At 66.9% G+C, this 21,920-nt stretch carries 16 protein-coding genes; 1 reads left to right on the top strand and 15 read right to left on the bottom strand.

What is annotated here, in order from left to right; translation table 11 throughout:
- Positions 1–32: 32 nt before the first annotated feature.
- From AW271_RS34865 to AW271_RS34910, 10 genes are all read right to left on the bottom strand, one after another.
- Entirely contained in the window at positions 33–1,118 is a 1,086-nt protein-coding gene (locus AW271_RS34865) for a trypsin-like serine peptidase (protein WP_062342046.1), read from the bottom strand.
- A 164-nt stretch (positions 1,119–1,282) separates the two neighbouring features.
- The gene (locus AW271_RS34870; RefSeq protein WP_062342048.1) at positions 1,283–2,494 is read right to left on the bottom strand and encodes a trypsin-like serine peptidase; all 1,212 of its coding nucleotides are present in this window, start codon (positions 2,492–2,494) and stop codon (positions 1,283–1,285) included.
- Positions 2,495–2,819: 325 nt separating this feature from the next.
- Complete coding sequence (locus AW271_RS34875; RefSeq protein WP_062342050.1) at positions 2,820–4,025, bottom strand: trypsin-like serine peptidase; 1,206 nt, start codon at positions 4,023–4,025, stop codon at positions 2,820–2,822.
- Between the two features lie 341 nt (positions 4,026–4,366).
- A complete protein-coding gene (locus tag AW271_RS34880) occupies positions 4,367–5,596 on the bottom strand; it encodes a trypsin-like serine peptidase (RefSeq protein WP_062342052.1) in 1,230 nt (409 codons plus the stop codon).
- Between the two features lie 172 nt (positions 5,597–5,768).
- Complete coding sequence (locus AW271_RS34885) at positions 5,769–6,944, bottom strand: trypsin-like serine peptidase (RefSeq protein WP_062342054.1); 1,176 nt, start codon at positions 6,942–6,944, stop codon at positions 5,769–5,771.
- Positions 6,945–7,346: 402 nt separating this feature from the next.
- The gene (locus AW271_RS34890) at positions 7,347–8,615 is read right to left on the bottom strand and encodes a trypsin-like serine peptidase (protein WP_062342056.1); all 1,269 of its coding nucleotides are present in this window, start codon (positions 8,613–8,615) and stop codon (positions 7,347–7,349) included.
- Positions 8,616–8,980: 365 nt separating this feature from the next.
- The gene (locus AW271_RS34895; RefSeq protein ID WP_062342057.1) at positions 8,981–10,180 is read right to left on the bottom strand and encodes a trypsin-like serine peptidase; all 1,200 of its coding nucleotides are present in this window, start codon (positions 10,178–10,180) and stop codon (positions 8,981–8,983) included.
- Between the two features lie 253 nt (positions 10,181–10,433).
- Positions 10,434–11,627, bottom strand: a complete 1,194-nt coding sequence (locus tag AW271_RS34900) for a trypsin-like serine peptidase (RefSeq protein ID WP_062342059.1) — start codon at positions 11,625–11,627, stop codon at positions 10,434–10,436.
- 90 nt (positions 11,628–11,717) lie between these two features.
- Positions 11,718–12,830 (bottom strand): trypsin-like serine peptidase, encoded by a 1,113-nt coding sequence (locus tag AW271_RS34905; RefSeq protein ID WP_062342061.1) that lies wholly within the window; start codon positions 12,828–12,830, stop codon positions 11,718–11,720.
- A 224-nt stretch (positions 12,831–13,054) separates the two neighbouring features.
- Positions 13,055–14,164: a trypsin-like serine peptidase gene (locus tag AW271_RS34910; RefSeq protein WP_062342063.1), complete on the bottom strand. Its 1,110-nt coding sequence runs from the start codon at positions 14,162–14,164 to the stop codon at positions 13,055–13,057.
- A gap of 264 nt (positions 14,165–14,428) precedes the next feature.
- Between AW271_RS34910 and AW271_RS34915 the strand changes: the two genes are divergently transcribed.
- Positions 14,429–15,391, top strand: a complete 963-nt coding sequence (locus AW271_RS34915) for a zinc-binding dehydrogenase (protein ID WP_062342065.1) — start codon at positions 14,429–14,431, stop codon at positions 15,389–15,391.
- 73 nt (positions 15,392–15,464) lie between these two features.
- On the opposite strand, the gene AW271_RS34920 is transcribed toward AW271_RS34915, so the two are convergent.
- The 5 genes from AW271_RS34920 to AW271_RS34935 form a co-directional block, all read right to left on the bottom strand.
- Positions 15,465–16,223, bottom strand: coding sequence for a PadR family transcriptional regulator (locus tag AW271_RS34920; protein ID WP_062342067.1), 759 nt, complete (start codon positions 16,221–16,223; stop codon positions 15,465–15,467).
- A complete protein-coding gene (locus AW271_RS34925; RefSeq protein ID WP_062342069.1) occupies positions 16,220–17,017 on the bottom strand; it encodes a DUF4097 family beta strand repeat-containing protein in 798 nt (265 codons plus the stop codon). Before AW271_RS34925 ends, AW271_RS34920 begins: the two co-directional genes overlap by 4 nt.
- 73 nt (positions 17,018–17,090) lie before the next feature.
- Entirely contained in the window at positions 17,091–17,267 is a 177-nt protein-coding gene (locus AW271_RS41005) for a DUF6104 family protein (RefSeq protein ID WP_169806449.1), read from the bottom strand.
- Between the two features lie 68 nt (positions 17,268–17,335).
- Entirely contained in the window at positions 17,336–21,010 is a 3,675-nt protein-coding gene (locus tag AW271_RS34930; protein ID WP_062342198.1) for a multifunctional oxoglutarate decarboxylase/oxoglutarate dehydrogenase thiamine pyrophosphate-binding subunit/dihydrolipoyllysine-residue succinyltransferase subunit, read from the bottom strand.
- A gap of 219 nt (positions 21,011–21,229) precedes the next feature.
- Entirely contained in the window at positions 21,230–21,871 is a 642-nt protein-coding gene (locus AW271_RS34935; RefSeq protein ID WP_062342200.1) for a B3/B4 domain-containing protein, read from the bottom strand.
- Positions 21,872–21,920: the final 49 nt, after the last annotated feature.

The raw sequence follows: 21,920 nt of genomic DNA on the forward strand, positions 1-21,920 counted from the left end.
GCGGTCGGCCTCCGGCCGACCGCATCCCGCTTCTACTTAACTTCCGTGATGCCGAGCGTGCCGTCCTTCTTGACGATCGAGCCCGACCACAGCGGGGCCGCGGTCTTGTAGACGGCGTAGGTCTCGCCGTCGAAGTACGGCGAGGTGATCAGGTCGCTGCGGTTGTTGCCGTCGGTGTCGCCGCCGAGGCTGCTGACGCCGTTCAGGTAGCCCTTGCGGGCCGTGCTGCTGTACTTGATGATCCACGGGCCGCCCGAGGCGCCGCCGGTCAGCGAGCAGCGCAGGGCCATGTGCTCCTCGGCCTTCACGCTCTTCTCGGCCACCGGGTAGACCGGCTTGCCGTAGCACCACTTCATGGTGGAGCCGGTATAGGTGTAGTCGCCGTCGGGGTGCGCGGCGGTGGGGTAGCCGAACACGAAGACGTTCTGGCCGACCTTCTGGTTGTACGCGAACCCGAGCCCGCCGACGTTGTCGCCGAGGCGGCCGACGTCCTTCCACTTGTCCTCCGACCACGTGATGCCGTTGTAGACGGTCACGAAGGCGAAGTCGCGGTCGATGTCCTCGTAGACGCTGAAGTCGTAGTGGGTGTAGGCGGTCTTGCCGACGTACACGCCCCAAGGAGCCTTGCCCTGGTAGTAGCCCGGGATGAAGACCCAGTGGCCGACGACGGAGGCGTTGCTCTCCAGGTCGTAGGCGCAGTGCCCGGCGGTCGCCACGAGGTTCTTGTACGCCGACTGGATCGACGACGCCGAACACGAGAAGAGCGAGTCGCCGAGCGTGAAGAACACGCGGCCGGCGCTCTTGGGCAGGTTGACGTTCTTGGACGACGTCGTGGGCTTGGCCTCGTCGCCGATGGCGGGCACCACGCCCGGCTTGCCGTCGGCGGCCGGGCCGCCGGTGGAGACGTGCTTGGGGACGCGGGCGTGCTCCAGGCCGTAGGGGGCGGCGGCCTTGAGGTTCTTGCCGCCGTCGGCGGTCCAGAACTCCAGGGTGTCGGCGGCCGCGGCGGGCGTCGCCAGCTTGGCCGAGGTGCCCAGCTTGGGGGCCGCGCTCGCCGGGACCGCTAAGGAGGCGGCCACGAGGCCGGCCACGCCGACGGGAAGGAGGATGCGCTTCACAGGGGGTTCGCTCCTTGCGATTGGCGTGAGACGCCTCTTGCGTCCCATGCGCCAGAAAGGGATAGCCAGAAACTTACATGACTCTGGCAACTCCGCTAAAGAACACATAAAAAAGGAAAAAGCCCGGCTGGTTGCCGGGCTTTCTCATTGGTCAAGCGGATCGACTAGGCGATCGAGCCGGTCCACAGGTTCGCGGCGGCCTTGTAGACACCGTAGGTCTCGCCGTCGAAGTACGACGAGAGCGAGGTGTCGATGCGCTTGTTGCCGTCGGAGTCGGAGACGCCGATGGTCGTGCCGTTCAGGTAGCCGAGACGGCGGGTGTTCTTGTACTGCGCGAGCCACGCCGAGCCCAGCGAGCCCTGGCCGGTGAAGGACGACTTGACGCCCAGCAGCTCCTCGCCCTTGATGGCGGAGGCCTTGGCGGCGAAGGTCTTGCCGTAGCTCCACTTGAGGGTCTTGCCGGTGTAGGCCTGGTTGCCGTCCGGGTGCGAGCCGCTCGGGTAGCCGAAGACGTAGACCGACTGGCCGACCTTCTGGTTGTACGCGAAGCCCTGGCCGCCGACGTTGTCACCGAGGCGACCGGCGTCCTTGAACTTCCACACGAAGTACTTCGTGACGTCCTTGCCGTCGACCTTCTCGGTCTTCGTCCGGGTGAGGAAGCCGCCACCGTTCTTCTGGTACGTGTCGTACTCGGCCTTCGTGATCTCGGCGGGCGCACCCTGGCCGAGCGAGATGCCGTTGTAGACGTTGACGAACGCGTAGTTGCGGTCGCCGTCCTCGTACACGTCGAAGTCGTAGTGGGTGAAGGCCTGCTTGCCGACGTACACGCCCCACGGGGTCTTGCCCTGGTAGTAACCCGGGACGAACACCCAGTAGTTCATCGTGGCCGAGTTGGTCTCGGTGTCGTACACGCAGCTGCCGGCGGTGGCGACCAGGTTGCGGTAGGCCGACTGGACCGAGGTGGCGGTGCACCAGCGGGGGTTGACGGCCACGACGCGACCGGTCGCCGGGTCCTTCTTGACGCCGTCGGCGAAGAACACCTTGCCCGTGGTCTTGGGCAGGTTGATGTTCTTCGAGGTGCTGGTCGTCTTCTTCTCGTCACCGATGGCGGGGACGATGCCCGGCTTGGTGTCGGCGGTCGGGCCGCCGGTCGAGACGTGCTTCGACGGAACCGTGGTCTCGACGTTGTACGGCTGCGCGTTGATCAGGTTCGCGGCGCCTTCCGTCAGCCAGAGGGCGGCGATGTTCTTGGCCGCGATGCCCGTCGTCGCCAGGGGGTCCGAGGCGACGTCGCCGGCGGCGTTGGCCGGCTGGGTGACGAGAGCGGAAGCCAGCAGACCGGCCGCCACACCACCGAGGGCGAGAGTGCGCTTCATAAGGGGGAACTCCTCTTGGTCTGTACGTGGGCCGCCTCTTGCGTCCCATGCGTCAGTAAAGGGGCAACCCGGAACTTACATGCCTGTTCGTCACACGCGGTAGCGAAACTGGGGCGTCCGAAACCACTCAGGTTCCCGTGACATTTCCGTGATCTGTCAGACCCGAGGTCAGAGGTGGAGTCGGGTCGTTATCAACAGGTGATGATGTGATGTAAATCACATAAACCGGATGGCACCGATTCGGGGGCCCGTGCGTCAAAGGGAACTTCGTTGGAACGGGCAAACGAAAGGCCCGGCCGGAGCCGGGCCTCCCGCTGGAGAACCACTACGCGATCGAACCGCTCCACAGGTTCGCCGCGGCCTTGTAGACGCCGTAGGCCTCGCCGTCGAAGTACGGCGACACCGAGGTGTCGTAGCGCTTGTTGCCGTCGGTGTCCGAAACGCCGATGGTGACGCCGTTCAGGTAGCCCAGGCGGCGGGCGCTCTTGTACTGCGCGATCCACGACGAACCCAGGGCGCCCTCACCGGTGAAGGAGGACTTGACGCCCAGGAGCTCCTCGGCCTTGATGGCCGAGGCCTTGGCCGCGAAGGTCTTGCCGTAGCTCCACTTGAGGGTCTTGCCGGTGAAGGCCTGGTTCCCGTCGGGGTGCTGGCCGCTCGGGTAGCCGAAGACGTAGACCGACTGGCCGACCTTCTGGTTGTAGGCGAAGCCCTGGCCACCGACGTTGTCGCCGAGGCGACCGGCGTCGATGAACTTCCAGACGTAGTACTTGCCCTTGTACCGGAAGTGGAACTTGTAGGTCTTGGCGACCGTCTCGGTCACCTCGGTCCAGGCGCCCAGGTCGGCGTCGGACTCGATCGCGGCGAAGCCGCCCGAGGGCAGCTTCAGGCCGTTGTACACCGTGACGAACGCGTAGTTGCGGTCGCCGTCCTCGTACACGTCGTAGTCGTAGTGGGTGAAGGCCTGCTTGCCGACGTAGATGCCCCAGGGGGTCTTGCCCTGGTAGTAACCCGGGACGAACACCCAGTTCTCGAGGGTGGCCTTGTTGGTCTCGGTGTTGTAGACACAGCTGCCGGCGGTGGCGACCAGGTTGCGGTAGTTCGACTGAACCGAGGTGGCCGAGCACCAGTGCGGGTTCACGGCGACCCAGCGGTGCGACTTGCGGTCCCAGTCGAAGCCGTCGGAGAAGAACACCTTGCCCGTGGTCTTGGGCAGGTTGACGTTCTTCGAGGTGCTGGTGGTCTTCTTCTCGTCACCGATGGCGGGGACGACACCCGGCTTGGTGTCGGCCGTCGGACCGCCGGTCGAGACGTGCTTGGAGGCGACCTGGGTCTCCACGTCGTACGGGGTCGCGTTCACCAGGTTGGCGGCGTTCTCCGCCAGCCACAGAGCCGCGATGTTCTTGGCCGCGATGCCGGTCGAGGCCAGCGGGGTGCTGGCGACGTCGCCGGCGGCGTTGGCCGGCTGGGTGACGAGGGCGGAGGCCAGCAGGCCGGCCGCCACGCCACCGAGGGCGAGGGTGCGCTTCATGAGGGAACTCCTTGGTCTGTACGTGGGCCGCGTCCTGCGTCCCATACGTCAGGAAAGGGATGTTCCGGAGGTTACTCCCGCGATCTTCGGCGTCTGAAGTGGCGTTTGCGCACCTCAGGGGCCCGTGATGGTCGTGTTATTCGGGTGACTCACAGTCGGCCCGCCGGTCAGTGGCGGGACGACGTGAAAAGGTCCACGCCCATTGGGGTCTCGCGCTTGACGTTCCCGGTTAACCGATGGTGAAGAAGTCGGACATAGATCAACAAATGTGACGTAAATCACAGCCGATCAATGGAACCGAGAAGGCCCGGCCGGTGACGGCCGGGCCTTCGGTCGAGCACTTAGGCGATCGAACCGGTCCACAGGTTCGCGGCGGCCTTGTAGACGCCGTAGGTCTCGCCGTCGAAGTACGGGGAGACCGAGGTGTCGTAGCGCTTGTTCTTGTCGGTGTCGGAGACGCCGATGGTGACGCCGTTCAGGTAGCCCAGACGGCGGGTGTTCTTGTACTGCGAGATCCAGGCGGAACCCAGCGAGCCCTCACCGGTGAACGACGACTTGACCCCGATCAGCTCCTCGGCCTTGATGGCCGACGCGCTGGCGGCGAAGGTCTTGCCGTAGGTCCACTTGAGGGTCTTGCCCGAGAAGGCGTGGTTGCCGTCCGGGTGCGAGCCGCTCGGGTAGCCGAAGACGTAGACGCTCTGGCCGACCTTCTGGTTGTACGAGAGGCCCTGGCCGCCGACGTTGTCGCCGAGGCGACCGGCGTCCTTGAACTTCCAGATGTAGAAGTGCCACTTGTTGGCGGCGTCCTTCTCGGCGCCGGCCAGCAGCAGGCGGCCGCTGTTCTCCCAGTAGGTCTTGTACTCGGCCTCGGTGACCTCGACCTTGCTCACGGGAGCCGACTGGTCGGGGCCGTTCAGGGTGAGGCCGTTGTACACGGTGACGAACGCGTAGTTGCGGTCGCCGTCCTCGTAGACGTCGTAGTCATAGTGGGTGAAGGCCTGCTTGCCGACGTACACGCCCCACGGGGTCTTGCCCTGGTAGTAGCCCGGGACGAAGACCCAGTAGTTCATGGTCGCCGAGTTGGTCTCGGTGTTGTAGACACAGCTGCCGGCCGTGGCGACCAGGTTGCGGTAGTTCGACTGAACCGAGGTGGCGGTGCACCAGTGCGGGTTCTTGGCGACCCACTTCGGGTTCCAGAACGTGCCCTTGTTCTCGAAACCGTCGGCGAAGAAGACCTTGCCGGTGGTCTTGGGCAGGTTCACGTTCTTCGACGTGCTGGTCGTCTTCTTCTCGTCGCCGATCGCGGGGACGACACCCGGCTTGGTGTCGGCCGTCGGACCGCCGGTCGAGACGTGCTTCGACGGGACCGTGGTCTCCACGTCGTAAGGGGTGGCGGCGATCAGGTTGGCGGCGTTCTCCGCCAGCCAGAAGGCCGCGACGTTCTTGGCCTGGATGCCCGTAGAGGCCAGCGGGTCGCTGGCGACGTCGCCGGCCGCGTTGGCCGGCTGGGTGACGAGGGCGGAGGCCAGCAGGCCGGCCGCCACACCGCCGAGGGCGAGGGTGCGCTTCATGAGGGAACTCCTTGGTCTGTACGTGGACGCGCCTGCGTCCATACGTCAGGAAAGGGATGTTCCGGAGGTTACTGATGGGACCTTTTCGTACTGCGGCGATCAAGAAACCAGTCAGAGAACGACAAAAGGCCCGGTCGTTAACGACCGGGCCTTCCGTTCAGCTGGTGACCACTTACGCGATCGAGCCGCTCCACAGGTTCGCAGCAGCCTTGTAGACGCCGTAGGTCTCGCCGTCGAAGTACGGCGACACCGAGGTGTCGTAACGGTTGTTCTTGTCGGTGTCGGAGACGCCGATCGTCACACCGTTCAGGTAGCCAAGGCGACGAGCGCTCTTGTACTGCGAGAGCCACGCGGAACCGAGGGCGCCCTCACCCGTGAAGGACGACTTGATGCCGATGATCTCCTCGGCCTTGATGTCCGACGCCTTGGCGGCGAACGTCTTGCCGTAGGTCCACTTGAGAGTGTGACCGGAGTAGGCGTGGTTGCCGTCCGGGTGCGAGCCGCTCGGGTAGCCGAACACGTAGACGTTCTGGCCGACCTTCTGGTTGTACGCGAGGCCCTGGCCGCCGACGTTGTCGCCGAGGCGACCGGCGTCGAAGAACTTCCAGACGTACCACTTGCCGTTCTTGAACTTCTTCAGCCAGTGCTCGTACTGCTTGGCGAGGTCGGAGGAGACCTCGACCCAGCTGCCGATGTTCTCCGGCGTGACGTCCTTCAGGCCGCCGTGGGGCAGCTTCAGGCCGTTGTACACGGTGACGAACGCGTAGTTGCGGTCGCCGTCCTCGTACACGTCGAAGTCGTAGTGGGTGAAGGCCTGCTTGCCGACGTAGATGCCCCACGGGGTCTTGCCCTGGTAGTAACCCGGGATGAAGACCCACCGGTCCAGGGTCGCCTTGTTGCCCTCGACGTCGTAGACGCAGTGGCCGGCGGTCGCGACAAGGTTCTTGTACGCGGCCTGGACGGAGGTGGCGGTGCACCAGTGCGACTTGCCGTCAGCGCCGCGGAAGAACACCTTGCCCGTGGTCTTGGGCAGGTTGACGTTCTTCGAGGTGCTGGTGGTCTTCTTCTCGTCACCGATGGCGGGAACGATCCCCGGCTTGGTGTCGGCGGTCGGGCCACCGGTCGAGACGTGCTTCCCGACGACCTGGGTCTCCACGTCGTAGGGGGTCGCGCCCTTCAGCTGAGCCATGTTCTCGGCCCACCAGAAGGAGGCGATGTTCTTCGCCGCGATGGCGTTGTTGGCCAGCGGAGTGCTGACGGTGTCGCCGGCGGCGGCAGCCGGCTGGGTGACGAGGGCGGTGGCCAGCAGGCCGGCCGCCACGCCACCGAGGGCGAGGGTGCGCTTCATGGGGGAACTCCTTGGTCTGTACGTGGGCCGCGTCCTGCGTCCCATGCGTCAGGAAAGGGATGAGTGGACCTTACAGCCGATCTTGGGGGTGTCCGTAGCGATACCTGGGGTTCGCCGGGGCTCCTGAGGCGTCGAGATATTTCCGTGATCAGAATGACTCGATGTTGACAAGCCTGTCAGGAGCGCCTTTGGAGGCAGAAGCGCAGATCGGATGGCCATGATCCATCGCGTGTGGGCGCGGAAGGAAACCACAGTGTTCTGTGAAGATCCTGTGAATGTGATGTAAATCACTTGGGATCGATGGAACCGATCCGGGAGTTAACCCAACCTTTGCTGGAACGCGCAAAAACGACAAAAGACCCGATCGAAAACGATCGGGTCTTTCGTCGGACGGGTGATCGCTTAGGCGATCGAGCCGCTCCACAGGTTCGCAGCAGCCTTGTAGACGCCGTAGGTCTCGCCGTCGAAGTACGGCGACACCGAGGTGTCGATACGGTTGTTCTTGTCGGTGTCGGAGACGCCGATCGTCACACCGTTCAGGTAGCCAAGGCGACGAGCGCTCTTGTACTGCGAGAGCCACGCGGAACCGAGCGAGCCCTCACCGGTGAAGGAGGACTTGATGCCGATGATCTCCTCGGCCTTGATGTCCGAGGCCTTCGCGGCGAAGGTCTTGCCGTAGCTCCACTTGAGCGTGTGGCCCGAGTAGGCGTGGTTGCCGTCCGGGTGCTTGCCGCTCGGGTAGCCGAAGACGTAGACCGACTGGCCGATCTTCTGGTTGTACGCGAGGCCCTGGCCACCGACGTTGTCGCCGAGACGGCCAGCGTCCACGAACTTCCAGACGAAGTAGTGCCATCCGTGCCACTTCGTGCCGGGCTTGTTCACGAAGAACTTGTAGGTGTCGCCGATGAAGGTGTCGAAGCCGAAGTACTGCTTGTACACCTCTTCGGTGACCTCAGCCCAGCCACCGAGGTCGTTCCAGCCGGCGCCGCCGGAAGTGTCGTACCACTTCGGCGTCTTCGGGGTCGGGCCGCCGAAGGCGGGGCCGTCGTGCGGGGCCTTCAGACCGTTGTACACGGTGACGAACGCGTAGTTGCGGTCGCCGTCCTCGTACACGTCGAAGTCGTAGTGGGTGAAGGCCTGCTTACCCACGTAGATGCCCCACGGGGTCTTCGCCTGGTAGTAACCGGGGACGAACACCCAGTTCTTCAGCGTGGCGGCGTTGCTCACGACGTCGTAGACGCAGTGGCCGGCGGTCGCGACAAGGTTCTTGTACGCGGCCTGCACGGAGGTGGCGGTGCACCAGTGCGGGTTGCCGTCGGCGCCGGTGAAGAACACCTTGCCCGTGGTCTTGGGCAGGTTGACGTTCTTCGAGGTGCTGGTGACCTTCTTCTCGTCACCGATCGCGGGAACGATCCCGGGCTTGGTGTCGGCGGTGGGGCCACCGGTCGAGACGTGCTTCCCGACGACCTGGGTCTCCACGTCGTAGGGGGTCGCGCCCACGAGGTTGGCAGCCTTGTTGGCGGCCCAGTAGGCGACGATGTTCTGCGCCGCGATGCCGGTCGAGGCCAGCGGGGTGCTGGCGACGTCACCGGCGGCGGCAGCCGGCTGGGTGACGAGGGCGGAGGCCAGCAGGCCCGCCGCCACGCCACCGAGGGCGAGAGTGCGCTTCATGGGGGAACTCCTTGGTCTGTACGTGGGCCGCATCTTGCGTCCCATGCGTCAGGAAAGGGATGGCTGGACCTTACAGCGCTGATCTTCTGTGGCTGAAGAGCAAACTGAGGCTCGACGCTGACGCTGGGTGACGGATGCGGGTCCGTGACCTGAGTGACCGTTTGTCGACAGATGTGTCAATGGGAGTCGAGGGGCGGAAGCGCAGCTCTGGGACCCCCCGTGTGTGACAGGCCGGTGGCGTAGGGAACCACACATTCCTTGGAACATTCTGAGAATGTGAGCTAAATCACACGAAATCAATGGAACCGTCGCGAACGGCAAAGGCCCGGCCGTATCGGCCGGGCCTTCACAGGGGTCGATCTCGATTAGGCGATCGAGCCACTCCACAGGTTGGCGGCCGCCTTGTAGACGCCGTAGGTCTCGCCGTCGAAGTAGGCCGAGACGCTCGTGTCGATGCGCTTGTTGCCGTCGGTGTCGGAGACGCCGCTCGTCAGGCCGTTCAGGTAGCCGAGGCGACGGGCGCTCTTGTACTGCGAGAGCCACGCCGAGCCCAGCGAGCCCTGGCCGGTGAACGACGACTTCACGCCGATGAGCTCTTCGGCCTTCACGGCCGACGCCTTGGCCTTGAACGTCTTGCCGTAGCTCCACTTGAGCGTGTGGCCCGTGTAGGCGTGGTTGCCGTCGGGGTGGCTGCCGCTCGGGTAGCCGAAGACGTAGACGTTCTGGCCGACCTTCTGGTTGTAGGCCAGGCCCTGGCCGCCGACGTTGTCGCCGAGGCGGCCGGCGTCGGTGAAGCGGATGACGTAGTACTTGCCCTTGATCGGGCCGGGCGAGCGGATGGCCTTGCTGTAGGTCTCCCACTCGGCCTTGGAGACTTCCTTGGTGTTCTCGGTCCGCATCCACTTGGCGAACTCGCTGCCCTTGGCGGGCAGGCCCGACGACGGCGCCTTGAGGCCGTTGTAGACGGTGACGAACGCGTAGTTGCGGTCGCCGTCCTCGTAGACGTCGAAGTCGTAGTGGGTGTAGGCCGTCTTGCCGACGTAGATGCCCCACGGGGTCTTGCCCTGGTAGTAGCCCGGGACGAAGACCCAGTAGTCGAGGGTGGCCTTGTTGGTCACCGTGTCGTAGACGCAGCTGCCGGCGGTGGCGACCAGGTTCTTGTACTTCGACTGCAGCGAGGTGGCGGTGCACCAGTGGGGCTTGCCGTCGCCGCCGCGGAAGAACACCTTGCCGGTGGTGCGGGGGAGGTTGACGTTCTTGGAGGAACCGCCCGACTTGGCCTCGTCGCCGATCGCGGGGACCGTTCCAGCCTTCCCGTCGGCCGCGGGGCCGCCGGTGGAGACGTGCTTGTTGACCTTGATGGTCGTCTCGGCGTTGTAGGGGGTCGAGCCGACCAGGTTGGCGTACTTGTTGGCGAACCAGTAGGCGACCACGTTCTTGGCCGCGAGGCCGGTCTTCGCCAGCGGGTCGCTCGCCACGTCGCCGGCCGCCGAAGCGGGCTGGGTGACGAGGGCGGAGGCCAGCAGGCCGGCTGCCACACCGGTGAGGGCGAGGGTGCGCTTCAAGGCTGCTCCATGCGTTGGTAAAGGGACCGTCAGGACGATATGCGGGATGTTCCGCGCGTCCAAAGCGACTTCACCGCGCCTTTGGGGCCGTTGTGCACGCATTGCCGCAGGTGGGAACTTGACTGGCGGCAGTCGGATCTTGGTTCAGATGTGACTCGAATCACATTTTTCCATGGCACCGAAATCCGGCTATGTACGTCTAATTCTTCTTGGCATGAAAAAGGCCCGGCCGAGGACGGCCGGGCCTTTCGCGCTAGGCGATCGAACCCGACCACAGGTTCGCCGCGTGCTTGTAGATGCCGTAGGTCTCGCCGTCGAAGTAGGGCGAGAGGCTGACGTCGATGCGGTCGTTGCCGTCGGTGTCGGAGACCGCGGCGGTGACGCCGTTCAGGTAGCCCTTGCGGCTGGTGTTGCTGTACTTGTACATCCAGGCCGAGCCCGACGAGCCCTCGCCGGTGAAGCTGCACTTGACGCCCAGCAGTTCCTCCGCCTTGATGGCCGAGGCCGAGGCGGGGAACGTGGTCCCGTAGCACCACTTCTGGGTCTGGCCCGTGTAGGCGTGGTTGCCGTCGGGGTGTGACCCGCTCGGGTAGCCGAAGACGTAGTCCTTCACGTTCTTCTTCTGGTTGTACGCGAACCCCTGGCCCCCGACGTTGTCACCCAGGCGGCCGGCGTCGACGAACTTCCAGATGTAGTACTTCGAGCCGATCTTCTTCGTGTACTTGTTCACGAGCCACGGGTAGGTGCCGTAGGAGCGGTACTTGTCCCACTCGCTCTTGGAGACCTTCTTCCAGTCGCCGTCGAGCGGGCCGCCGTCGTGCGGGGCCTTCAGGCCGTTGTAGACGGTGACGAAGGCGTAGTTGCGGTCGAAGTCCTCGTAGACGTCGAAGTCGTAGTGGGTGAACGCCTGCTTGCCGACGTAGACGCCGTAGGGGGTCTTGCCCTGGTAGTAGGCCGGGACGAACACCCAGTACTTCATCGTGGCGGCGTTCGACTCGGTGTCGTAGACGCAGTGGCCGGCGGTGGCGACCAGGTTCTTGTACTTCGACTGCAGCGAGGTGGCGGTGCACCAGCGGGGCTTCTTGTCGGCGTCCAGGAAGAAGACCTTGCCGGTGGTGCGGGGCAGGTTGACGTTCTTGGACGAGGTGGAGCCCGCGCCGCCGATCGGCGCGACCAGGCCGGGCTTGCCGTCGGCCGACGGGCCGCCCTTCGACAGGTGCTTGGCGACGACCTTCGTCTCGACATCGTAGGGGGTGGCGGCGTTCAGGTTGGCCTTCTCCTGGCCGTACCAGAAGGCGACGACGTTCCAGGCGGCGATGCCGCTGCCGGCCAGCGGGTCGGACGCCTCGTCGGGCGCGGCGCTGGCCGCGGACGGGACGGCCAGGGCCGCGCCGAGAAGGCCGGCGGTGGCGCCCAGGAGCGCGAGGTGCTTCGCTCGGGATCGCATGGTGGTGCTCCTTCATCACAGAGGGTGTGCTGTGATGAAGGTAGGTTCCTGCGCTTTATCTCGGCTTTATGCGCGCTTGCAGGACGCTTTCTAGTTCGTCGCCTGCTTGGCGGCCTGCTGGTAGACCCGCGCGGTCACCGCGTTGAAATAGGGCGACGACGCCGCGTCGAGCTTGCCGTCGGCGTTGATGTTCCACGTAAGGCTGGTCACGCCGTTGAGGAAGCCGGTCTTCTTCACCGGATCCCACCCGAGCACCCACGGGCCGCCGCTCGCGCCCGCCGTGAACGGGCACGGGTTCAGCAGCACGCCGTTCTCCAGGAGATAGGTGGGCGCGCTCGCGGCGGTGGCCCTGGTCGTGCCGGAACAGGAGCGGACCGTCTGGCCGTCGTAGGGGCGGCTGCCGTCGGGGTGGGCGCCGGCCGGGTAGCCGAACACCGACACCGCGCGCGAGCGGCCCTTCGTCGAGGCGAACTGGAACGCGCCGACCTTGTCTTCGAGCCGGCCGCCCTGCACCCGCTGGTCGCCCTTCCAGGTGAAGCCCCGGTAGACGGTCACGAAGGCGTAGTCGCGGTCGTAGTCGCCCGCGCCGGAGAAGTCCTCGTGGAGGTAGAGGGTGTGGCCGACGTAGACGCCCGCGTCGGTCGAGCCGCCCGCGTAGGACGGGATGAAGACCCAGTTCTCCACGGGCTTGTTCTGGCCCAGCGACCAGCCGCAGTGGCCGGCCGTGGCGACCAGGTTGCGGTTCTTGGAGTGGACGACCGAACCGGAGCACCAGTACTCCTTGTCGCCCAGCTTGAAGAAGACCTTGCCGACCATCGGCTGCGGCGAGGGCGCCGCGGCCGTGCCGGTCGCGGTCAGCGTGGTCTCGCCGGACAGTTCGGCCATCGAGGGGGCCTGCCGCGCGCCGGTCGACGGCTTGGAGGCCGGGACGTAGGTGCTGGCCTCCTTCAGGCGGGCCGGCGTCCAGTAGGCGGCGACCTTCTGCATGTCGGCGCCGGCCGCCGCGAGGGGGTAGGCCATCACGCCCTTGCCGAGGTGCTTCTCAGCCGGCGGGGCGGCCATCTTGGCGGAGACCTCCATCAGGGGCGCCGTGGGCGGGGCCGCGATGGCGGGGGTGGACGTCGGCGTCCAGACCGAGAGGAGCGCGGCGGCACCCAGCGCGGCGGCGACGCCGCCCGCGGCAAGGGTGATCCGCCTGGTCATGGGGGCCTCTCGGGGGTCTCGTGACGGAGGTATCGATCGTAGAGGGTGATTTTTCCAGATCACCAGTGATCAGGCACAGGTTCTTGGCTGTCTCGTTATGAATTCGAGGGAACCGAACGGCCCTCTGGTCCGTCCCAGTAGATCGGGCTCACGCTACGGCCCGCGTAAAACGAAGTGCCCGGGAGACGAAGATCGTCCCCCGGGCACCGGTGTTCTCGAAGCCGTTACGCGGTCCAGCGGTTCGCCGCGACCTTGTAGACGTCGTAGGTCTCGCCGTTGAAGTAGGGCGACGAGAGCCGGTCGTACCGGTCGTTGCCGTCGGTGTCCCAGGCGATGCTGTTGACGCCGTAGAGGTAGCCGGAGCGGGTCTTGCTCTTGTAGTTCCACAGCAGCGGGCCGCCGCTGGCGCCGGCGGTCATGCCGCACTTGATGCCGACGTGCTCCTGGACGTTGTACTTCGGCGCGGCCGGCATGGCCGAGGTCTGGCCGTAGCACCACTTCATCGTCTTGCCGCTGAACGGACGGTCGCCGTCCGGGTGGGGGCCGGCCGGGTAGCCGAAGGAGAAGACGTTGGTCTTGGTGCTGCGGTTCCAGGTGAAGCCCTGGCCGCCGACGTTGTCGCCGAGACGGCCGACGGCGGTCTTCACGAGCTTGTACTTGCCGTCGACCTTCTCCCAGCTGGCCTTGTAGCCGGAGGCGACGTTGACGAACGCGTAGTCGTAGTCGTAGTCCTCCTTGACCACGAAGTCGTCGTGCGCCTGGTACCAGGTGGCCGGGTAGATGCCGTAGGGCGCCTTGCCGTTCCACGCCTGCGTGCCGTCCCAGTACGACGGGATGAACACCCAGTTGTCGTAGAACTTGTTGCTGGCCGGGTCGTACACGCAGTGGCCGGCGGTGGCCACGACGTTGCGGAACTTGCCCTGGATCGAGGTGCCAGAGCAGTACTTCCAGCTCCGCGGGTCGAGCGGGTTCTTGCCGGGCAGGGTGAAGAACACCCGGCCGACCGTGTTGGGCAGGTTGACCTGCTTGCTGGCGGGGGTGCCCGCCTTCTCGCCGCCGATCGGCGGGACCACACCGGCCTTGCCGTCGGGCTGGGGGGTGCTCGGACGGCCCGAGCCCTTGACCGCGTTGCCCAGTTCCTCGGTGCGGTCCTTCGCGGCGCGGAGCCGGTCGGGGGTCCAGAACTGCGCCGCGGCGGCGGCCGTGGTGGGGGCCGCCTTCTGGGTCACGTCACTGGGGGCCGTGGCCGTGGCCGACGAGGCGGTGCCCACCGCGCCGAACGCGACCATCGCGCCGGCGAGGGGGATGGAGAGACGACGTGCTCGGGAGATCATCGAAGTCCTTTCCCTTGGGACGAATTGAGGGTGCGTCCCAAATACGTGGAAACAGCTCCGAACGTTAATGACGCGATCACGGGTAACGCCGCAGATATAACGAGAGGGCTGGGTCAATTGGCCTTACCGTTATTCATGCGCCGCTGTTATGAATGGCATCTCCGCAGGTGATCCCTGGTTTGCCGATTCGGTTTACGCATTATTCGCGGCCGGTCTCGGTCCCTTTTGTCACTTCAGTAACAGGGATAGAGTAATGTTCTGGACATGATCGCAGTCACGGCTTCGCAGATCGATCCGAACGACCCACTGAAGGGTCTGACCGTGGGCGAGCGGCCCGAGCCCGCCGTCCCCGACGGCTGGACGACGGTGACCGTCCGCGCCACCGCGCTCAACCACCACGACCTGTTCACCCTCCGCGGGATCGGCATCAGCCCCGACCGGCTGCCGATGACGCTCGGCTGTGACGCGGCCGGCGTCGACGAGGCGGGTAACGAGGTCATCGTGCACGCCGTCATCGGCGAGCCGGTCGACGGCGACGAGACCCTCGACCCCAAGCGCACCCTGCTGTCGGAACTCCACCAGGGCACCTTCGCCGAGAAGGTCGTGGTGCCCCGGCGCAACCTGGTGCCCAAGCCGGCCGCGTTGTCGTTCGAGCACGCCGCCTGCCTGCCGACGGCGTGGCTGACGGCCTACCGCATGCTCTTCGAGAAGGCGGGCCTGGAGCCCGGCTCGACCGTGCTCGTGCAGGGCGCCGGCGGCGGCGTCTCGACGGCGCTGGTCGCGCTGGGCCGGGCGGCCGGTCACCGCATGTGGGTGACCAGCCGTTCGGGCGACAAGCGCGAGAGGGCCCTGGAGCTGGGCGCCGACCAGGCTTTCGAGACCGGCGCGCGGTTGCCCGAGCGGGTCGACGCCGTCATGGAGAGCGTGGGCGAGGCGACGTGGGACCACTCGATCGCCTCGCTGCGTCCCGGCGGCCGGGTGGTGATCTGCGGCGCGACCAGCGGCATGGTGGCCCCGACCAAGCTGGCCCAGGTCTTCTTCCTGCAGAAGCAGATCATCGGCTCGACCATGGGCACCCGCGACCAGCTCGGCCGCCTCGCCACCTTCCTGGCTCAGACGGGCGTGCGCCCGCTGGTCGACCGGGTGCTCCCGCTGACCGAGGCCCCCGAGGGCGTGGCGGCCATGGCCGGGGGCGACGTGTTCGGGAAGATCGTCTTCACGCTCTGACGGAAACAGAGCAGCGACCACGAGCGGCGTGACAGGCCGCACACCACGCACAGGTGAGCGTCACCCACCGGGCTCAGCCGTTCGGATCGAGGATCGCCCGCAGGCGGGCCGCCGTCTCGTCGAGGACCGCCTTGCAGGCCGCCAGGTCGTCGTCGCTCAGCCGGATCTCGGCCGCCTCCGAACGGACGTCGGCGACGAAGTCGGCCAGATGCTGACCGAGTTCGGCGTCGTTGGCCGTGGCCCGCTCGTCGTCGGTCGTGCCGTTCGGGGGCGCCGGGAAGCCCGTCATGGCCCAGGTGTCGGTCCAGATGCGCTGCCACTCGACCTTCCAGCGCTCCGAGTCGGCCTTCCACTGCTGCTTCTGGCGGGACCACTCGGCCTTCTGCCGGTCGCGCTGGCGCTTCCACTCGTCGCGGGTGTCGCGGGCCGTGCCGGTCGTCTCGTGGTTGATGGTGCGGGCCATCGTGGTCAGCTCGTGGCGCAGGGAGCGCACGGTCTGCCGGACGTCCTCCTTGACCTCGCGGGCGATGTCCTGGACCGAGGCGGTGATCTCGCGTTCGAGGTCGGCGAGCTCGTCGAGGCGGGCGTTCAGTTCCTCGCGGCCCTTGTCGGTGAGGGTGAAGACCTTCTTGCCGTCGACGACCTCGTGGGTGACCAGGCCCTCCTCCTCCAGCCGGGCCAGGCGCGGGTAGATCGTGCCGGGGGAGGGGGAGTAGACGCCGAGGAAGCGGTCCTGGAGCAGGCGGATGACCTCGTAGCCGTGGCGCGGGCTCTCCTCCAGCAGCTTGAGCAGGTAGAGCCGGAGCCTGCCGTGGCCGAAGACGGGACTCATTCTGTTTCCTTACTGAGCAGGGTCACGCCGCCCGAGACGGTGGTCGCGCTGAGCGTGGCCATGCCACCGCCGAGGCGTCCGGTGAGGGTCTTGCTGCCGGGGTGGCCGTTGTAGGCGAGGCCCGGGAAGGCGGATTCCAGACTGCCCGACATCGACCGGAAGGTCACGTCGCTGTCGGTGGCCCGGGGGAGCCGCACCCAGATCGAGCCCGAGACCGTGTTGAGGGTCACATGGCCGGTCGGGCCGAGCACCAGATCGGCGGTGATGTCGCCGTTCACGGTGTTGCCGCGCAGGCGGCGCGGCACGCCGTCGGCGACGGTCAGTTCGCCCGAGACGCTGGTGAACGACAGGTCGCCGGCCAGGGCGCGGCTCTCGACCGACCCGGAGACGGTCTCGGCCTGGACGTCGCCGCTCACACCGTCGAGCACGATGTCGCCCGACACGCTGCGCACCCGGGTGCGCCCCTCGAACCCGGCGACGACCGCCCCGGCGGAGATCACCCCCGCCTCGACCCGGCAGGTCTTCGGCACGGTCAGCGTGGCCACGCAGCGGCGTCCGCCGCCGGGCCGCAACCAGCCGAGCACGCCTTCCCAGCTCAGATCGCCGTAGCTGACCGTCAACCGGCCATCTTCGTGGTCGACGACCAGGGGGTCGGCGCCGATCTCGCTGATCTCCAGGCTGGGCGGGCCGTCACTGGCCAGCACCGCGAGGTGGCCCGCCACGATGCGCACGCTCAGCCGGTCGACCGGATCGAACGTGAGCTGGTCGGGTTTGTCGATGGTCCATCTCGGCATGACGCCGCCCCTTCCGCGAACTGCTTACAAAACACGATATGTCGCGTTCGCGGAAAGTCAAGATGTATCGCGTTCAGTCCTCGTCGTCGTCGAGCCGGGCGAGCCAGGTCGCCAGGCGCTCGACCGGGGTCTCGAACTCGGGGTTGAGGTCGACGAACTCGCGCAGCCGCTCGGCCAGCCAGAGCATCTGCACCTCCTCCTCGCCCCGGCGTTCGACGAGTTCCTCGATGCCCCTGTCGGTGAAGTACATGGATATCCGCTCCAGGAAACGGCGAGAGGCCCCCCGCAGTGGAGGGCCTCCCGCTGGGTGTGACGTGTCTAGCCGAAGATCTCGGAGACGATGGTGTGCAGTTCGTTGTCGTGGGTGCTGTGGGAACCGGCGGCCGGCGAGGAGTTCGCCGCCCGCGAGACCCGCCGCAGCCGACGGCCGTCGAGGACCTCGGGCCGCTCGGTCATCTTCAGCGCCAGGTAGGGCCACGGGCCCATGTTGACCGGTTCGTCCTGCGCCCACACCAGCTCGACGTCACCGGCGTAGCGGGCCAGCTCGGCCTTCAGCGGCTGCTCGGGGAACGGGAAGAGCCGCTCCATCCGGACGACCGCCGTGTCGGTGTGGCCACCCTTGTCACGTGCGGCGGCCAGATCGTAGTAGATCTTGCCGGAGCACAGGACGACCTTGCGCACGCCCGCCGGGTCGACGGTGGTGTCGCCGATGATCGGCTGGAAGGTGCCCGAGGTGAACTCGCCGGCCGCCGACGCCGCCGCCTTGTGGCGCAGCAGCGACTTGGGCGTGAACACCACCAGCGGCTTGCGCCGGTCGGACAGCGCCTGCCAGCGCAGCAGGTGGAAGTAGTTCGCCGGAGTGGTCGGCTGGGCCACGGTCATGTTGTCGAGCGCGCAGATCTGCAGGAACCGCTCGATGCGGGCCGAGGAGTGGTCGGGACCCTGACCCTCGTAGCCGTGCGGCAGCAGCAGCACGACCGACGAACGCTGCCCCCACTTCTGCTCACCGGACGAGATGAACTCGTCGATGATCGACTGGGCGCCGTTGACGAAGTCGCCGAACTGCGCCTCCCACATGACCAGCGCCTCGGGCCGGACCACGCTGTAGCCGTATTCGAAGCCCAGCGCCGCGAACTCGCTCAGCAGCGAGTCGTAGACGTAGAACTTCGTGACGCCCTCGTTGAACGTCTTCAGCGGGGTGTGGTCTTCGCCGGTGACCCGGTCGACCAGCACCGCGTGGCGCTGGCCGAAGGTGCCGCGCCGCGAGTCCTGGCCCGCCAGGCGGACGGGGTGGCCGTCGAGCAGGAGCGAACCGAACGCCAGCGTCTCGCCGGTCGCCCAGTCGATCGCGTCCTCCTCGATCATCGCGCCGCGCCGCTGGAGCACCGGGTTGAGCCTCGGGTGGACGGTGAAGCCCTCGGGCAGCGTGAGCTGCGTGTCGATGACCCGCTTGACGGTCTCCTCGGAGATGGCCGTCTTGGTGTCGTCGTGGCTCCACACGATGAGCTCGTCGGTGGGCGGCTTGACGACCGCGCCCTCCTCGAGCGGCTTCTTGGCGGCCTCGCGGGTCTCGGTGAAGGCCCGCTCCAGCTGCTCCTGGTAGTCGCGCAGCGCCTGCTCGGCCTCTTCGACCGTGATGTCGCCGCGGCCGATCAGGGCCTCGGTGTAGAGCTTGCGGGTGGACCGCTTGGCGTCGATGAGGTCGTACATGAGCGGCTGGGTGAAGCTCGGGTTGTCGGCCTCGTTGTGGCCGCGGCGCCGGTAGCAGATCATGTCGATCACGACGTCCTTGCGGAACGCCTGGCGGTATTCGTAGGCCAGCTTGCCGACCCGGACGACCGCCTCGGGGTCGTCGCCGTTCACGTGGAAGATCGGCGCCTGGATCATGCGCGCGACGTCGGTCGCGTAGACCGACGACCGCGACGCCTCCGGGCTGGTGGTGAAGCCGACCTGGTTGTTGACCACGATGTGGACGGTGCCGCCGGTGCGGTAGCCGCGCAGCTGCGACAGGTGCAGCGTCTCGGCCACCACGCCCTGGCCCGCGAAGGCCGCGTCGCCGTGGATCAGCACCGGCAGGACGGTGAAGCCCTCGGGGCCCATCTCCAGCAGGTCCTGCTTGGCGCGCACGACGCCTTCGAGCACGGGGTCGACCGCCTCGAGGTGGGACGGGTTGGCGACGACCGACGCCTTGATCCGCTTGCCCGACGGCGACACGAAGTCGCCGTTGGCGCCCAGGTGGTACTTCACGTCGCCCGAGCCGTGGGCGCTGCGCGGGTCGAGGTTGCCCTCGAACTCGCCGAACACCTGGGCGTAGGACTTGCCGACGATGTTGGCCAGCACGTTGAGACGGCCGCGGTGGGCCATGCCGATGACGACCTCGTCGAGCGACTCGTCGGCCGCGGACGCGATCACCGAGTCGAGCAGCGGGATCAGCGACTCGCCGCCTTCGAGCGAGAACCGCTTCTGGCCGACGTACTTGGTCTGCAGGAAGGTCTCGAACGCCTCGGCGGTGTTGAGCCGCGCCAGCACGTGGAGCTGCTCGTCGCGGTCGGGCTTGGCGTGGGGCTTCTCGACCCGCGCCTGGATCCAGGCCCGCTCCTCGGGGTTCTGGATGTGCATGTACTCGATGCCGACGGTGCGGCAGTAGGAGTCGCGCAGCACGCCGAGGACCTCGCGCAGCGTCATCAGCGCCCGGCCGCCGAAACCACCGGTCGGGAACTCGCGCTCCAGGTCCCACAGGGTGAGGCCGTGCTTGGTGATGTCGAGGTCGGGGTGCTTGCGCTGACGGTATTCGAGCGGGTCGGTGTCGGCCATCAGGTGGCCGCGCACGCGGTAGGCGTGGATCAGCTCGATGACGCGGGCCGACTTGGCGACGTCGTCGTCGTGGGAGGCCGAGACGTCGGCGGTCCAGCGGACCGGCTCGTAGGGGATCCGCAGCGACTCGAAGATGTCGTCGTAGAAATTGTCGGCGCCCAGCAGCAGCTGGTGGATGCGCCGCAGGAAGTCACCCGACTGCGCACCCTGGATGATGCGGTGGTCGTAGGTGCTGGTGAGCGTCATCACCTTGCTGATGGCCAGCCGCGAGAGCGTCTCGCCCGAGGCGCCCTGGTATTCGGCCGGGTATTCCATCGCGCCGACGCCGATGATGGTGCCCTGGCCGGGCATCAGGCGCGGCACCGAGTGGACCGTGCCGATGGTGCCCGGGTTGGTCAGCGAGATCGAGGTGCCCTGGAAGTCGTCGACGCCGAGCTTGCCCGAGCGGGCCTTGCGGACGATGTCTTCATAGGCCATCCAGAAGTGCTGGAAGTCGAGCGTCTCGGCGGCCTTGATCGACGGCACCAGCAATTGGCGCGTTCCGTCGCTCTTCTGGACGTCGATCGCCAGCCCCAGCCCGACGTGCTCGGGCTTGACGATCGCCGGCTTGCCGTCGATCTCGCCGTAGGCGTGGTTCATCTCCGGCATGGCCTCGAGGGCGCGCACGATGGCGTAGCCGATGAGGTGGGTGAAGGAGATCTTGCCACCGCGCCCGCGGGAGAGGTGGTTGTTGATCACGATCCGGTTGTCGATCAGCAGCTTGGCCGGAACGGCCCGCACGCTGGTCGCGGTCGGGATCGCCAGCGACGCCTCCATGTTGAGGGCGGTGCGGGCGGCGGCGCCGCGCAGCTTCTCCTCGACCGCTCCGGCGGGCGCCTTGGGCGCCTCGGCCTTCGCGGCGGGCTTTGCTGCCGGGGCGGCGGGGGCCTTCTTCTCAGGCGCGGGGGCCTTCGGCGGCTGCGGAGGCGCGGCCGGTGCTGCGGGTGCGGGAGCGGCGGCCTGCGTCGCGTCGCCCGGCGGGGCGACCTTGCCCTGCCCGTTGTAATCAGCGAAGAAGTGCCACCAGGCCTTGTCTACCGACTCGGGATCCTGAAGGTACTTTTGGTACAGCTCGTCGACAAGCCATTCGTTCTGTCCGAAGCTTGCCAGCGGGTTTGTCCGCGACGACTCAGACGACACGGCGGAAATCGCCCTCTTCCGCAGATCGGCGTTGATGTAAAGGAACCTGTCCAAGGCTACTCGTCCAGCCAGGTGACGAGAGCCGTCCGGCGCGTGGCTCCCGCTTATGCTCCCAGGACTGTCCGAACTGGTCACGCACGGGTAGCCCCCCAGGATGGTAGAGGCACCCTCACCGGCTGGTCAGGGCGAGGTCCCCTTTTCGTCATATTGGTCGTAATTCTAGCCGATTGTGCGGGTTGAAGTTCGGACCTCAGGGCTGATCACCTGCAGCAATGTGACCAGTTCGGCACCGGCCGTGGCCAGTTCCTCCATGGTCATCGGGGCCAGGCGTTCGAGGATGAAAATCGCGTCGACCGTGTCTTCGGTGATTCTGGTGCGCACGCCCTGCCGCCAGTTCCAGCGGCGGCACGTCACCCCGGCGTCGTCGCGCCACACGACCTCGCCCGGGGCGGGGTCGCCCAGCACCTCGTCGGCCTTCTCGTCGCCCGTGGCGCGGACCAGCCGCGCGGGGCCCTCGTAGCGGCGCAGGTCCTCGCCGCCGATGGGGAGCGTGTGGCGTACCGAGATGGAGTTGTAGGCGTCGACGACCAGGTTGATCTCGGGCAGCGGCATGCGGCGGATCAGGGCGTCGACCGACGGGCGGGTGCGCTGGGGCTTGGCGCCGAAGGCGCGGTAGGCCTCGCGCCAGGCCTCGATCTTCTCGTGGTCGAGCGGCGCGGCCTGCGCCGACGCCTCGGCCAGCCATTTCCGCGACCGGTCGTCGGAGGGGCCGTTGACGAAGCCGACGGCCTCGACCAGGAGCACGGCGAAGTCGGGCCGCAGCGCGCGGACCGCCTCGTCGACGTGGATGTCGTTCAGCACGTGCAAAAGAGTAAGGGCCCGTGGCTCCCCCGGAAGAGCCACGGGCCCG

This window comes from Herbidospora sakaeratensis (genome assembly GCF_001570525.1).
Lineage (GTDB): Bacteria > Actinomycetota > Actinomycetes > Streptosporangiales > Streptosporangiaceae > Herbidospora > Herbidospora sakaeratensis.